Origin of the sequence: Psychromonas ossibalaenae ATCC BAA-1528 (assembly GCF_000381745.1) — a bacterium.
Classification (GTDB): domain Bacteria; phylum Pseudomonadota; class Gammaproteobacteria; order Enterobacterales; family Psychromonadaceae; genus Psychromonas; species Psychromonas ossibalaenae.
Genome location: NZ_KB906967.1, coordinates 141823 through 157033, shown reverse-complemented (window position 1 = coordinate 157033; position 15211 = coordinate 141823). Strand labels below are relative to the sequence as shown.

13 protein-coding genes are annotated in these 15211 nt (G+C 42.4%); 5 read left to right on the top strand and 8 right to left on the bottom strand.

Features of this window, described 5'->3' with window-relative positions; translation table 11 throughout:
* Positions 1-506 precede the first annotated feature (506 nt).
* Both G327_RS25830 and G327_RS0100590 read left to right on the top strand, forming a co-directional pair.
* Complete coding sequence (locus tag G327_RS25830; RefSeq protein WP_019612818.1) at positions 507-1703, top strand: DUF418 domain-containing protein; 1197 nt, start codon at positions 507-509, stop codon at positions 1701-1703.
* A gap of 189 nt (positions 1704-1892) precedes the next feature.
* Positions 1893-2414, top strand: a complete 522-nt coding sequence (locus tag G327_RS0100590) for an N-acetylmuramoyl-L-alanine amidase (RefSeq protein ID WP_019612817.1) — start codon at positions 1893-1895, stop codon at positions 2412-2414.
* Between the two features lie 2 nt (positions 2415-2416).
* Here the strand turns inward: G327_RS0100590 and G327_RS0100585 are convergent, their stop codons facing one another.
* From G327_RS0100585 to G327_RS0100565, 4 genes are all read right to left on the bottom strand, one after another.
* Positions 2417-3682, bottom strand: coding sequence for a sensor histidine kinase (locus G327_RS0100585; protein ID WP_019612816.1), 1266 nt, complete (start codon positions 3680-3682; stop codon positions 2417-2419).
* Positions 3682-4359 carry a response regulator transcription factor gene (locus G327_RS0100580; protein WP_019612815.1) on the bottom strand — a complete coding sequence of 226 codons (678 nt, stop codon included), beginning with the start codon at positions 4357-4359 and terminating at the stop codon, positions 3682-3684. The genes G327_RS0100585 and G327_RS0100580 overlap by 1 nt, the downstream gene beginning before the upstream one ends.
* Before the next feature lie 18 nt (positions 4360-4377).
* Positions 4378-5469: an agmatine deiminase family protein gene (locus tag G327_RS0100575; protein WP_083938410.1), complete on the bottom strand. Its 1092-nt coding sequence runs from the start codon at positions 5467-5469 to the stop codon at positions 4378-4380.
* 529 nt (positions 5470-5998) lie between these two features.
* Positions 5999-6409, bottom strand: coding sequence for a CBS domain-containing protein (locus G327_RS0100565; protein WP_019612812.1), 411 nt, complete (start codon positions 6407-6409; stop codon positions 5999-6001).
* Positions 6410-6630: 221 nt separating this feature from the next.
* Here G327_RS0100565 and G327_RS0100560 point away from each other — a divergent pair, with 221 nt between their 5' ends.
* Positions 6631-6849 (top strand): DUF2061 domain-containing protein, encoded by a 219-nt coding sequence (locus G327_RS0100560; RefSeq protein WP_026339113.1) that lies wholly within the window; start codon positions 6631-6633, stop codon positions 6847-6849.
* A 237-nt stretch (positions 6850-7086) separates the two neighbouring features.
* Here the strand turns inward: G327_RS0100560 and proB are convergent, their stop codons facing one another.
* Positions 7087-8226 (bottom strand): glutamate 5-kinase, encoded by a 1140-nt coding sequence (proB, locus tag G327_RS0100555; RefSeq protein ID WP_019612810.1) that lies wholly within the window; start codon positions 8224-8226, stop codon positions 7087-7089.
* Positions 8227-8852: 626 nt separating this feature from the next.
* Complete coding sequence (locus G327_RS0100550; RefSeq protein WP_019612809.1) at positions 8853-10445, bottom strand: BCCT family transporter; 1593 nt, start codon at positions 10443-10445, stop codon at positions 8853-8855.
* A 643-nt stretch (positions 10446-11088) separates the two neighbouring features.
* Here G327_RS0100550 and G327_RS23735 point away from each other — a divergent pair.
* Positions 11089-12057 carry a metal-dependent hydrolase gene (locus G327_RS23735; protein WP_019612808.1) on the top strand — a complete coding sequence of 323 codons (969 nt, stop codon included), beginning with the start codon at positions 11089-11091 and terminating at the stop codon, positions 12055-12057.
* Positions 12058-12267: 210 nt separating this feature from the next.
* Here G327_RS23735 and G327_RS0100540 read toward each other — a convergent pair whose 3' ends face one another.
* The gene (locus G327_RS0100540; RefSeq protein WP_019612807.1) at positions 12268-12873 is read right to left on the bottom strand and encodes a short chain dehydrogenase; all 606 of its coding nucleotides are present in this window, start codon (positions 12871-12873) and stop codon (positions 12268-12270) included.
* A gap of 151 nt (positions 12874-13024) precedes the next feature.
* Here G327_RS0100540 and G327_RS0100535 point away from each other — a divergent pair, with 151 nt between their 5' ends.
* Positions 13025-13915 (top strand): LysR family transcriptional regulator, encoded by an 891-nt coding sequence (locus G327_RS0100535; protein ID WP_019612806.1) that lies wholly within the window; start codon positions 13025-13027, stop codon positions 13913-13915.
* 136 nt (positions 13916-14051) lie between these two features.
* Here G327_RS0100535 and G327_RS0100530 read toward each other — a convergent pair whose 3' ends face one another.
* Positions 14052-15149 carry an alcohol dehydrogenase family protein gene (locus G327_RS0100530; RefSeq protein WP_026339112.1) on the bottom strand — a complete coding sequence of 366 codons (1098 nt, stop codon included), beginning with the start codon at positions 15147-15149 and terminating at the stop codon, positions 14052-14054.
* Positions 15150-15211 lie beyond the last annotated feature (62 nt).

The following is a 15211-nucleotide window of genomic DNA, read 5'->3' as shown; positions in this document are numbered from 1 at the left end:
GAACTGATACGATGAAAGTCCTCTGCAGGACGATTACCGTTCAAAATAATACAATTATTAAACGTTAAATATTAGCAAATGGCAAGGGCTTATCTGCGAGGAAAAATGTGGGTGATCTTATGGTGTTTTTGGTGTAACTGATTGATTTTTAATGTTTTGGAAAGTGGTTGCCTGTATTTTCGTTATGGCTTTAACTTGACCGGCTTAATGGTAAGGGCAGGGGACATGTCCACAAGTTTCACCTTTTTGATTATCAATGATAATCAATAACCTTATATATGTGGGCTCTCGGTTTATTTTATGTCAGTGTTTATCCGCTTGACTGGTTAGATTAGAACATGCCGTGACTTGGCTTGTAGAACAATATTTTTATGGAAAATCAGAATGTTAAAAGTGGAGAGACTGCATCAGAACTTTAAAACTATAAAGTTATAATAAGTATGGTTTGTTTGTTCTTTTTCTGTCATCAACAGCAGACAAATGTCTTCAAATATAAAGGATAAAAAATGCAGCAGGCAGCGAACCTTGATGCTAAATCAATAAATATAACAACAAAAAAAGAAAACCCGGGAAGGATCCAGTCTGTTGATATGCTCAGAGGATTCGCATTAATCGGCATTTTATTTGCAAATATTCTATGGTACAGCGGCTATCTGGACAGCCCGAACATTGTACGAGGGGATCTGCTTAATACCAGCATCTTCGATGAAACGGTTTTATTTTTGACCCGGCTGCTGGTTCACGGCAAGTTTTACTTTATCTACTCATTTTTATTCGGGCTTGGTTTTTATATTCTGTACAGCAGGGCGAGCAGCCGTTATCCGTCATTTTCGCGCTATTTTATCAAACGACAGCTGATTCTTTTCCTTATCGGCTGCATTCATGCCGTGTTTATCTGGTGGGGAGACATCCTGCGCTATTACGCCCTGATAGGGCTAGTGCTGCTGCTGATAAAGGACTGGAAACCTGAGCATCTTCTTAAACTGGCGCTGGCTTTACTGCTGACACCGCTTCTAATGGATATTGTTAATGCCCAGTGGTCTATATCACTGAATTTGTCTTTTGCGCCTGAGTCAAATAAAACGGTACTGCTTGGTCTTTATCAGCAGGGACAATGGTTTGATGCCAATTTTGACCGCATGCTGATAGGGCTGCAGGGAAATATTAACAGCGGCAGATTACTGCGGATTATGGGCATGTTTATTATGGGTTACTATTTCGGGCAGATCCGTTTTTTCACTGAATCAGCCCGCTCATCTCTTATGCAGAAACGCCTGATAGCATTTGCGCTGCTTGTTGCTCTGCCGCTGAGTTTATTAAAAACCGGTGCCAGTTATTATGATTATGGTTTTACCAAAATGACCGCGACTTTGGTGAAGGAATTTCTGTATGTTATTTCTGTTACCGGCATGTCGTTAGGTTACATTGCCCTTATTGCCTATTTTGGAAATAATCTGCAGCAGACCCTTGTCGGCAGGTGGCTGCAGACATTGGGCCGTGTGCCGCTGACTAATTATATACTGCAGTCGGTCATCGGCTTTGTGATCTTTCAGGGGCTTGGTTTGTTCGCTGAAGTGCCTCTCTTTCAGGCCTATATTCTCAGTATAGTGATTATTGCCGTGCAGCTTTTCCTGTCTATCGAGTGGTTGAAACGAAGAAAGATGGGACCTGTTGAAGAGCTGTGGAGACGCATAGCTAGTTAGCTGCCGCTTACAAATTTATCTGGTTACCATGCTCTGAGCAGGAGCTCCGGTCAGTGTCGGCTGTGTTAACTATCAATCTATGCATTCCCACGCGGAGCGCGGGAACGAGGTAACAAATATCATCAGTTTTAATAACAACTGTTTCAGCCCATGCAGAGGCAGTTATAATCTTTACGCAGAGGAATATAAATGAATAAGTATATTGTTATAGCATGCACTTTTTTTTCTTTAAACGCAGTATCAGAAGAGCTGTGTGTTAATCTCAATGCCGGGCATGGCGGCAGAGACAGCGGCTTTATGCATAATAGTATTATGGAAAGCCAGTTTGTTTTAGAGGTCGCACAGCAGCTTGAACCACTGCTAGAAGCTCAGGGAATAGAGGTTAATAACGTTAGAAAGACTGATGATTACATAAGCTTGAATGAGCGGGTTGATATCGTGAGTAATGATCCGGGTTGTATGTTGATCAATCTGCATGCAGAGCCGGGAAGTGAAGGTGTTTATTATAAAGGTGATGAAAATAGAGACTTTGCCAAACGCATTAAAGACAGTTTGAGTGTTTATATTGAGGAGCCGTTAGCATTCAAAGAAAAAGCCTATAGAGAACTTTACGGTAAAAAAGCTGTGTATATAAATTTGCCTTTAGGTGATAGTTCATCACCTAAAGGTATGGCAGGCGCATTATATAAGAGTGTATTACAGGCCATATAAGTTTATGCCTTTGCCGATATTACAAATTTATCTATTCGAACTGTAAACTGTTCAGTCTCTTGTGAAATCGTGCATTGCCATCCTATTTTTCGGCAAAGCGTGGTGACCAGGTACATGCCTACGCCATAGCCGTAATCATTGGATTCATTGGCATAATCAGTATTAACTGCGACTGGATTGCGGATTGTTAACCCCGTATCAAGCTGGAAATCGATCACTAGTTTACCTTGCGCACTATACTGCAGGGCATTTCTAACTAGATTACGCACTAATATCTGTATCAATACCGGATTAGCCTCAATTTTCACTTCCTGCTCAAATAAGCTGATATCCAGTGGTTTATCGGCTGCTAAATAGCGGTTGTTGTCTAACTCTTGTTTAATGACTTCAGCAAGGTTGACGGACTGAGTGTCAAACTGAGCTAAATCATCAGACCATAACCACAGCAGGGTTTCGCTGGTGGCGCACATATTATTATTGGCCCGCTGGATCTTGCTCAGCTTGCTGCTAAGTTTAGCCGTCAGCTGCGATTCGGTTTTGTTGATCAGCTCTAATGAAGCCTTGGTAATGGCCAGAGGCGTTCTCAGCTCGTGGCTTAAAGCGCGTAATAACTGCTTTTCTTTTTCGTTGCGTTGACTGATTTCTATCAGTGAGCTTTGGATCTGCCCGGCCACTTCATTGAGCTCGTCAAAACGGAAATCGGGCTGCTGCAGTGTGTTTTTGGATTTTAGATCTTTGGAGGCTATCTGCCGGTTCCATTCGCATAATGCCTTGATAGGCATTAATACAGACCAGCCTAAGTTGTAAATGACGCCGATACTCAGTACCGCCAGTACTAATGCTAACAGAGTTGTCACTTGACTAATGGTCAGGCCGGGCATGGCTGTATCGAGCGATTCATCATAGATGTGTAATATGAAAAGCAGCCGCTCTGTACTGGGATTGTAGTAGGGCAGTAAGTAGAGATGCCGGCCGTTCTGGTATTCATAATAGAGATCCTCCTCCAGCCAGGACTGATTTTCGAATATTTTCTGAACAGCTTTAGGCAGGCTGCTGTATTCAGGATAAACCGCTATAGATGCATTACTTTCAGCCGGCCGTTCATGTTGGATATAGTTTTCCGCTTCCTGGCTCATAAAGTAATGTACTGAATCATCGCTGGCCCAGTCGTAAACCAGATTGATCATGGCGATAAATACCAGCATAACAATCGTAATCAGAAGCATGATCTGCACTGAAATATAACGGATGATACTGCGAGGCTGCATTATGACTGCTCCTCTGGTGTCGCGATCATCACTCCCCGGCCGCGAACAGTGGTGATAAGAGGGCTAAGTTCCGGGGTATCGACAACTTTACGTAATCGGTAAATCAGCATCTTAAGTGCATCTCTGGATGGTGCTTCACTGCCCCAGACATAGTTTTCAATATCAACCTTTGCTACTACTGACGGGCTGTGTTTGACCAGAATTTTCAGCAGCCGCCATTCAGCTGCGCTTAGAGTAAGCTGCTGACCTGCTCGACAGGCCTGCTGCGCGGTCAGGTCGAGCTCCAAGTCGGCAATATTAATCTTATCTGCAGGCGGGCGGGGTCGATGTGCCAGGACTTTGATCCGTGCGCTCAGCTCGGCCAGCTCAAAAGGTTTAACTAAATAATCATCTGCACCTTTTTCAAAGCCGTTAAGCTTGTCCTCCAGCCTGCTCCGTGCCGTGAGCAGCATGCAGGGCGTGTTATTGCCGCTGCTGCGCAGTTGATCCAGGAAGCTGAAGCCGTCCATTTTCGGCATCATCACATCAGAGACAATAACCTGATAGGCATTATCTTCAAGGAGGTTAAGAGCCATGGAGCCGTTATAGGCAATATCACACTCAATATATTCGGCTTGAAGGTATTCAATAATTAGTTCAGCCAGGTCCATATTGTCTTCGACAAGCAGTATCTGCATTCAACGGCTCCTTTTGAATTAAAACAGTGGCTGATCATTGGTGACACAGTGTATGCCGCCTCCCGCTTCAGCAATAATAGAAGCGTCGATCAGATGGACATTTCTATCGGGATAGAAAGACTCAAGCCGGACTTTCAGCTCCTTATTGTAGTCGTCATTTTGTTCACCCATAGCAACAATAAAGCCGTTTCCTACCAGCCAGTTAGGATTGCCGTTATAACGCAGCACCTTGATCCCGGCAGCTGCAGCATCGGTCACTAACTGATCGTCTGTTGTACTGTCATCAAGCACCGTGATAACTAATGTATCACTGCTGATGAATCGCGCTGTGCCGTCAATGTGGCCGGTTGTGCCGTCTTCCGGGTAATGACCATAAGCCCAGACAATGGTGTGTACCCCAAGCTTTTCTTTTAAGATCGCTTCATGCTCCTGTTTGGTTTTACCCGGGTTACGCTGATCCTGGCAGTCCCAGTTGATCACTAGAATGCCGTCGCCGTTCACCTCTACATTACCTTTCTCTAATATGTAGTCAAGATATTGTTTAGACTCGACATTTAGCTGCTTGGCTACATAATCCGGGATAAGGTTATCTTTACTGTAGCTTACATTACCGCCAAAGTTGCCTCCCCAGGCGTCAAAACTCCAGTTTTGAATCCAGGTTTTCTTACCGTTGGTGACATAAATAGGGCCGTTGTCACGCATCCAGGCGTTGTCGAACGGCACAACATGCCATTCAATATTCTTATCTGCGACCTCGAGTTCGCCTAATAATTCCTGAGCCTGAGTTTTTTCCTGCTCGGTACGTGTAAGCATGTGCACCGGCTGATACTGCTGTACGACTGAAACTATCCTGGCGAATGCCGGACGCATACTTGATTCCCATTGATCAGGATACTGCATCCACACTGCTGCCTGGGGTTCCCATTCAGCTGGAACACGTATATTAGTTGTGTCGGCTGGAGTTATTGTTGACGGCGACTCAGTTGAAGTGATTGCTGATGTTGAGCCGGTTGAGGCTGTGGTGGATGCTGAGTCGGGAGAGCATGCAGCCAAAGCAGCTGAAGCACTCAAAATAAAGATATTTTGTAGATAGCGAGAAGAACAGAACATAAGCCTTTCCTTTTGTTTGTGTTTGCACCAAGTTGACAGAGCTAGTTTACGAAAGGACGGGTAACGGGAAGGTAACGTGCTGCGTTATTAAGTGAAATTAATGATGCGCTCAGGAATAATTATTATCTGTGTAAGGTCATAACTTATCGTTATATCAATCCGCTTAATATTATGTTTTAGGAAGTGAGGCTTCAGCCTCGCCTCTTGTCTTGCGCGGTTAAAGCCCCTGTTCCATACATGCAGAAAACGCTTCCGGGACCAGTGCTTCAGCTCCGGCATTGCGCTGAAAGCACAACCCCCCGAGGTTAAAACCTCAGTTCCAAAGACACTGCCATAACACCCGAAGCCGGTGCTTTAGCTTCGGCATTATGTTGAGAGCAAAAATCAAAAACGCTGGGTTAAAATTGCACTTCCAAATAAAAAAAGAGACCAGTTAGTTTGACGAATTGGTATTAGAGGTATCATTCAATGCAGCGTACGAGGGGGAAAGGCCTGGCTGTCCCGCCTAGTGATAAAGCATTAATTATCTTTAAGCCGGTGAGCATAAAGAAAGGTTTTCATTTAACAGGGTCAATAAGTCCACGCGCTTTACTATCCCCACTAACCTGTCTTCTTCTACTACCGCAAAAATATCTGCAGTTTCTTCCTGGGTTTTAATAGCTGCTTCTGAGAGCCTGTCCTGCGGATTAAGTACAGGGTAAGATTCTGCCATAATGTTGTTTACTTTCACCGGCTGATCGCAGTGGTAACCACTCACTAACAATGCTTTGTGACAGTCAACCTGCGATACCATACCAATGAGTTTATTCGACTGATTAACCACAGGAAGCTGGCTCTGCTGCGTTTTAACTAAGGTTTTAACAATCTCGTTTAACGGTGTCTGGCACTGTACGGTGAACGGACTTTTTTTCATTATTTCTTTAACCACTGCTGTGCTCATATTGTTCTCCTAAAAACTGCTTTGTGAATACATGTTGGTGATTGAAGGTGAATAATAAGCCTAAAATAAAGATAGGTATATTCGATTGTTTTTATTATTGTAATAGGGGGGGGGCTATCAAAATTTAAAAGATGCAATTTGTTATGCGGGCTATTTACATTGTAAATGATAATCGTTATCATCTAGTGGCGTTTTTAATCATCACTAAAGAGGGCTCGAGCATGAAAAAGACAATGACTTTTGCAATATTACATTTCTCAGTAGCTTTTACGGTTACTTATTTATTAACCGGCAGCATAGTGATCGGCGGGGCGGTTGCCCTAGTTGAACCTGCGGTGAATACTGTTGTTTTCTACTTTCATGAAAAAGTATGGAAAAAAATTGAAGCTCGAAAACATTCTGTGGAGAATACAGTACCGAGCATTCTGCCTGCTAGTTAACAGCTGACAGGACTGTAGTGCATTGCATCTAGCTTGCTGCAGGTAAGGATGAAAAAGCGGGGCTGTAGAGCTTGTCCCGCTTATATACCTGAACTGTGATTCGGTTTTATCTATGATTTCATTTGTTGAAGTCAGTGAACGGACAACAAAAAACTGCCGGAAATTTTATAGGTCGCTTCATTAAAAGGCAACCCCCCCCCCCCCGATGGCGGTCTCTATAGGCTGCTTTGCTGTCCTTTACTTCTTATTTTGATCATCATCATCCGGCTCTTCCTGCTCCAAAACCGCAATATTTTTATCTGAAATGATAGGGCCAGTCTGATGTTGTAATTCACTACCGTCCTCACCACTATCGTAGTCATTAATAAAACTAAGCAGACAACTGCTGTAATTAGCCTCAGCTTTAGCTAAGTGTTTACCATCCTCGCTGCGCACTAAAATAGTGTCTCCTGCGGAGAAGTCCCCATGGACTTCCACTATCTCATTACTGGTTAGCTGCTCACTATGTTCATCAAGAGGATGATCTAAGTTAGACTCAACGACCAGTTCACCTTGTGCCTTGGAAGTGTGGGTCATCCAATGCAGATTTTCCTGCATGGGCAGATCATAAGCGGTGAAAACAGTTCCCGGATTAATACCGCTCATCAACAGCTCAAATGAACTCTCCTTAAAACCATTGACAATGTAGGTTCTAATACCGTGTGAAGTGGCTTTTTCAGCTGCTTCTATCTTGGTTTTCATTCCGCCAGTGCCGACACCGCTCACTTGTGCACCGCCCGCCATCGCAAAAATATCATGACCGATATTACACACTTCTTTAATCAGTTTGGCATCGTCGTGGGTATGAGGATTTTTATCGTACAAGCCGTCTACATCTGAACAGATAATCAGTGCATCGGCATCTGCGGCCGCCGCAACCATGGCAGAAAGGTTGTCGTTATCACCTACTTTTAACTCATCGGTTGTCACAGTATCGTTTTCATTAATAACGGGTAAAATACCATGTTCAAGTAACGCAAATATCGTTTCGCGAACACTGTCATATCGTTCTCTGTCCTGCAGGTCACCATGGGTTAATAAAATTTGTGCTGATGGAAAATCAAAAAAACGATCCCAAGATGTCATCATCTCATTCTGTCCTGCAGCAGCCATCGCTTTTTTTATTGCCAGCGAAGGATTCTCTATATTGCCGAAAAAGTGAGCGCCGGCGGCAACTGACCCTGAAGAAACAAGAATAACCTGTATGTCCATATCCCGGCATTGCAAAATGAATTTAGCGATATGTAAGAGATAGCGAGAAGTGCATCCTTTGCGATCCGGTGCAATTAATGCGCTTCCTACTTTTAATGTAATTCGCTTCCATTTATGATTTTTCATGTTTCGTCCTTGTTTGCTATGATAACTTTGGCTGCAATAGTTAAAAGCAAGTCATTGTTGTAAATAGTTATTTATAAATGATGCTTGGTTTGTAAAACTTGGTATTTTCAATACGATAAATGCAGGTGTTTAGAGAGAGCAGAAATTCTCAGAGCAGCTATTATAGTGCTTCCACTATGAGTCATGTTGATTTAACGCCTATTCGTGACATATTACAGGGCAAAGGCACACATTATTCCTTTTTTAATTAACTTGCTATGCATAGAGTCTTTGCTTCCATTAATAGATTTTTTATCATAACCGTTATCCTAAATAATTTACTAACCTAAAAATTTATCGTCAATATAATCAATCTATTGTAGACAGAGCTTAAATAGATAACCGGAGATGTTACTCGAAAGAGCAAGTATTAATTTACACCTTATTACGCATGGAAACAGGCAAGATCTATGAGTCTATATCGGTTGAGTCAGTTGATATTAAAGAATAAAAAGCTAAGACGCTATGTCCCGTTCCACCTCAGAAAGCGATAAATTTATGACGAATAGCACTCGGCCACAACATATTGGATGAATACAAAACTCCACCGCGCTGGTGGAGTTTTGTAGTGTTATAGGAATTTCCTGCTAGTTATCGGCTGGCTTGTAGTGAACCATTTCGGTTCGCATCCCCATCAGCAGGCTCACGCACATTATTAATAAAATAATAGTGAATGGCAAGGCTGTGGAAATTGCCCCTGCCTGCAGCGCCTGTATTGCCTCTGTCCCGCCAACCCAAAGTAGAACGGCTGCAATTGTCCCTTCAGTTGTTGCCCAGAAAATACGCTGAGGAACTGGCGCATCTATTTTACCGCCCGCTGTAATACTGTCGATAACCAGAGAAGCGGAGTCCGAAGAGGTAATAAAAAATACCATAATAAGGATAATCGAGACTACTGAAAGCATCGTGCTTAACGGCAGCGCCTCGTAGACATTGAATAGTGATAGAGTAATGTCTGTCAAACCGTTTGTACCGAGTTCTCCTACTTTATTGGCTACCTGGTCAATGGCAATACCACCAAAGACAGACATCCAAAGCAGCGTAATCAGAGTAGGGATGAAGATCACTGCAATGATAAACTCACGTACGGTACGGCCTTTTGATACACGTGCAATAAACATACCTACACATGGAGACCAGGAAATCCACCAGGCCCAGTAGAATACTGTCCAGCCATGCATCCAGGCTTCGTCTTCGCGACCATGAGGATTACTGAGCGGTAAAATGTTTTCAATATAGCCCATCAGGGTTGTCGGAAGCGTATTAAGTGCAATTGCAAAACCAGCAAGGGTCACAAACAATAACAAGGCAAATGCAATGAGTAAGTTTGCATTACTGAGAACTTTAACACCGCCATTGATACCGCGAATTACCGACACCACAGCCAGGCAGGTGACAAAAATAATGACACCAATCTGCAGACCAATGCCGCTATCGATACCAAATACGTGACTAATACCGCTTGCAGCCTGCTGTGCACCTAAGCCAAGTGAGGTCGCAAGGCCAAACAACGTTGCAATAACCGATAATATATCAATGATGTGGCCAAACCAGCCCCAGGTGCGATCACCGAGGATAGGGTAAAAAATGGAACGCATTGAAAGCGGCAGGCCTTTGTTGTAGGCGAAAAAAGCGAGAGAAAGTGCAACTACGGCATAGATTGCCCACGGGTGGAAGCCCCAGTGAAACATCGTTGCACCTAGGGCGACTTTAGCAGCTTCAGCTGTATATGCATCTACACCAAGCGGCGTTTCATACCAGCCTGTATAGTAAGCAACAGGCTCTGCGACCCCCCAGAACATAAGGCCAATACCCATACCTGCTGCAAATAACATCGCAAACCAGGAGATATTGGAGTGTTCCGGTTTGGCATTTATTCCGCCGATACGGATTTTACCAAAAGGTGAGACAACCAAAGCCAAACTGAAAATAACAAATATATTACCTGACCACATGATCAAACCATCAAAGTTATTGATGATCTGCCACTTGATATCGTCTAGTGCTGCTTTTGCTGTTGAGGCATCCGTTGCAAGCAGCGCAACGATGAAGAATATAATCAGTCCTGCACTTATGCCAAACACTGGATTATGAACGTCAAATCCCCATTTCTGGACGTTATCCTGACCGACACTGTAGTCAGTATTGTCGATACTGTACTTATCTGTAACTTGCGACATTTTTTTCCTTAATCGATTCGTGCACTAATCATTTTGAGTGGCATTGAAGCGGTTTTTTGTAATGTTTAAAAAACAAATTACTTAGTGCACTTAATAAAAATTTTGCAGGATAGTATCAAAAGTGATGAAAAAAGCCAAATAAGTCTGACTTGTACTCATTAAACCGCATATTTATGCATAAAAATGGGTGGTGCAAGGAAGGTAAAGGTTAGTTGCCTAATTATTTAATGGTTTATAAGTCAGAGGAAATGATAATATAATGAGTTGCACTCTAAGTATTAAAGGTGTGTTTCTTGCTGAGTAATGTATAGCCGCCAGACTAGATCAAGATTAATTATTCAGGATTGGGTTCTTCAAGGTTGTATCAGCACTCCTGGGAATTATTCGCAAGGCAAAAAGGCGTAAAAAAGGCGGGACAGTCAAATCTTTTATAGGTATAAATTACAAATCAGTCAAAAGGTTTGGGTGTCCTGAACTTTGTCCTTGTTAGCGGGTGATAGGAATGCCGAGCAGCGGCATCTCACCCGCGCCATTATGCAGCCCGTTATCAACAAGCTTTAGTCTATTTTAAGGGGACGTTATAACAAATTGCCACAATAATCTGCTATAACGTACATTGAAGCTTATCAGGGGTAATCAGACCATGGATTCATTAACACAGATTGCATTAGGCGCCAGTATTGCGGGGGCGGTTGGAAGTAAAGTTTTCGGGCGCAAGGTGCTGATTGCCGGTGCAGTATTAGGTACCGTTCCGGATTTAGATGTGTTTGTCGATTATGGCGGTGTTGTGGAAAACTATGTTTTTCATCGCTCCTTCAGCCACTCACTGTTTGTCTTAGCTGCATTCTCTATTATTCTTTATCTGCTTACTATTAAGTTTAAACCTCACTATGCGGCTCATAAAGGCATACTATTTACGGTAATTTTCCTACCCTTAATTACCCATCCGTTGCTTGATGCTTTTACTTCTTACGGCACTCAACTGTTTTGGCCGCTATCAACTACCCCCGTCGCGTGGAACAGTATCTTTATTATCGACCCGCTGTATACCTTACCGCTGCTGATTGCGATATTAGGTTTATGGTTTAGCCGTAACACACAAAAATGGCAGCGTATCAATTCAGCTGCACTGTTTTTAAGCTGCTTATATTTAGGTTTTGGGCAATATGCGCAATGGTCTATCAGCAGACAGATTGAAAATGATAAAATTGTTGAAAATGGTCAGGTATTAATTGTGCCGACACCATTTAATACTCTGCTTTGGCGAGTGGTGAGTTACCATGATGACAAATATTATGAAGCGTTGGCACTATTAGGCAGAAATCAACCGCTGCAATGGCATGCCTATAAACATAATCGGGAGTTAATCAAAGGATTACAAACCACTCATCTGAAACAGCTCGAATGGATGAGCCGTGGTTATCTACGTTTTGACAGCAAAGATAATAAACTGATTGTCACCGACATTCGTATGGGAACCGAAGAACTCTACCCCTTCTCATTTGTTATTGCAGAGAATAGTGGAAGCTGGCAGGCTGTCGTGCCGACACAGGAAGAGGTCGTTGTAGAGGCTGAACAAGTGCTGTCATTATTTAAGGATGTTTTTAACTAATCTAAACATATGTATGCCTGAAGTATTGATTAGAGAGCTTTTAATAGTGAATTCACAACTATAATAAGTAAACTTCCCAGATTGATTTTGAAAACAATGAAGTCAGCGAGCGACTAGCTCTGCTTTTTAGTTTTGAATTTCAAGAAGACAGATAAAAAATACAGGAGCAAGATTAAAAATCTGTCCCTGATGGTTAACGCATTTTAAATACTAAGCATCAACAAAAATAATTTCACCTGTAATGAATCCATCTACGGAACGCTCAAACGCTTTACCTACAAGCTTTCCTGGTACAGGTTCGAATCCCGGCATCATTTCACCATATACATGCCAGGCTTCCGCCAGCACAGTAGGGTTAATTACATTGATACGAGTGTTTCTAGGCATTTCAAAGGCTACGCATTTTACAAAGGTATCAATTGCTCCGCTTGTGGTTGCATCAGCAATCGCATACGGAATAGGTTTAGTATTCAAAATACCGCTTATTAAAGTAAATGAGCCGCTGTCTGCAATATATTCTTGACCAATACGCACCAGATTAATCTGGCCCATCATTTTACTCATGACTGTTGTCATCCACTGCGTTTCAGTCATTTCTGCAAAACTGGTATACTCACAAAACCCCACCGTATTAACTACTGCATCAAAATGGCCTACTTTTTTATATAAGTCTCGTATGGATTGCTCACTGGTAATATCAACAATATGGTCAACATCACCACTGCGGCCTGCTGTAATAACCTTGTGATTACCCAAACCTGTTAATGCTGCTTGACCCATTTTGCCTAATGCACCGATTAAAATAACTGTTTTCATTTTCTTCTCCATTTATTGAACTTGATTTGATGGAGAAATCATAAATAACCAGTAAAACAATTAGAAACAATCATTTATTGTTAGTGATACAAGGTTTTATTGTTATGTGCTAAGTTGTTGTAGGGTGAATAGATAATAACGGCGGTAAGTTTTGAGTAAATTAGACAGGTTAGACATTAAGCAGCTAAGGGTATTTCAGGCGCTTATTCGAGAAAAAAATGCCTCGAAAGCAGCTGGTCAGTTAGGGCTGACCCAGCAAGCCGTAAGTGAACACTTAAAAAAATTACGTGATGTGTTTGATGACAGGCTGTTTTTAAGAAAAACCAATGGTTTTGTAGCAACCCCGTTCGCTGAAGAGTTATCTATTGGTGTCGACAAGCTGTTAAATGATTTTAAGGCACTGTTATCACCTGCAGCCTTTGACCCTGAAACTGTTAGTGGTACGTTCGTTATCGCAGCAACCGATTATGCTCAACAAGTTGTTTTACCCTCTTTGATTTCAAAGTTAAGGCAGCAGTCGCCTAATTTAAAGCTTATAGTCAGAGACTTTGAAATTGATAAGCTGCATGAATTAATGGAAAGCGGTAAAGTTAACTTAGCAATAGCCTTTCCTGATTACATCCCTGACAGTTACCCGTTAGTTAAATTGTTTGAAGAGCATCATGTTTGCGTCGCATCGCCCAATTCATCTATTTCGCAAACAAAGCCTTCTTTAGAGGATGTAGCTGGTTATCCAAACATTATAGCTTCACCTTCACGGCCAAATTTTAAAGGCTCTATCGATGACTGGTTTAAGCAATTCGGCTTAAAACGTAATGTTGTTGTATCAGCACCATGTTTTTCTATTGTTCCTATGTATCTTGAAACAACGGATTCAATTGCATTTTTACCTTCTAGAGCGGTTAAAGAGTTAGATCTGGTAGAAATCACGCTTGAACAATCACCTGATAAGTTTGATGTTATCGCCGCCTGGCATCCTCGCTACAATGAAGATGCACTGCAAAGATGGGTAATTTCATTGCTTCAAGTTGAAAAAAGATAGGACATACGTTGAGTTATTTAAAATCATTACGTTATGGTTTATAACCATTGGATGCCCCATTTTTGTTTTATGTTAAAGTTAGAAATCAAACAACAAAGGCTAAGCTAAGATGCTAGCCGCATTGTATGAGGGTTTATTACAACTGAGACGGCAGTAATACCAGTTTCCCCACAAATTTTTTAGCCATAAAATCTTGTTGTGCGTTTTTAATTTCTTTCAATGGATATTGTTTTGCAACTAAGGGCTGAAGTTCACTACGCTCAATATATCGGATCAGGTTCTCGAATACTTCTCTAGACTGGTAGGTACAGCCAAAAAAACTCAAATCCTTTAAATATAACGTTCTAACATCCAGTTCCACTATTGGCCCCGCAATTGCTCCTGCAACAGCATAGCGGCCGCCTCTTCGTAGTAGATCGAGCAGTTCCGGCCATTGCTTCCCAGCAACAAGATCAATGACAACATCCACTGAGTTTTGCCCCAAAAAATCAAGCAGTTTTTGTCCTCGTGAAATCACTTTATCAGCCCCTAGTGCAGTAAGTTGTTCCATTTTATTTTCACTGCAGACAGCAATCACCTTAGCATTACGGCGTTTGGCCAACTGCACTGCGGCTGAACCAACACCACCGGATGCACCGGTAATGATGACGGTGTCATTAGGCTTAACGTTAGCCCGCTCGATCATATTTTCAGCCGTTGAATAGGCGCATGGAAACGAAGCTAATTCAGAATCACTCAATGAACTTCGAATCGGAAATGCTTCTGTTGCCAGTACCTTGGTATATTGGGCAAAGCCGCCGTCACACTCAGAGCCATAAGTAATACAACGGTGATCAGCCTCTGTCATTCCCGTTTGCTGCAAAGATCGCACCAGCACCCGTTCCCCAATTCGCTTAGAGTTGACTTGTTCTCCGACTGCTGCTATTTCACCGCAGCAGTCGGCACCTTGTATCAGGGGAAACTTGATTGGAATACCAGACCAACTGGCATCATTGTCATTAATAGTTTCAAAGCCGTCGGAAGCGCCTGCATTAGTTTGTTCTATAACGGCTTTTGAATACCAGCCGATACGGGTATTAATATCGGTATTGTTCACTGCACTAGCGCCAACCTTGATAAGTACCTCACCTTTTTCGGGAATTGGCAGCGGCAAGTCAGTGCGATATTCCAGTTTCTCTAAACCTCCGTGACCATTCAGTAGAACGCCAGACATTTTCTTAGGTAGCTTGTTCATTGTGATATTACTCTCCTTGATCTTATTGAACGACAACAACGTGTTCACTTTATAGCTGTTCC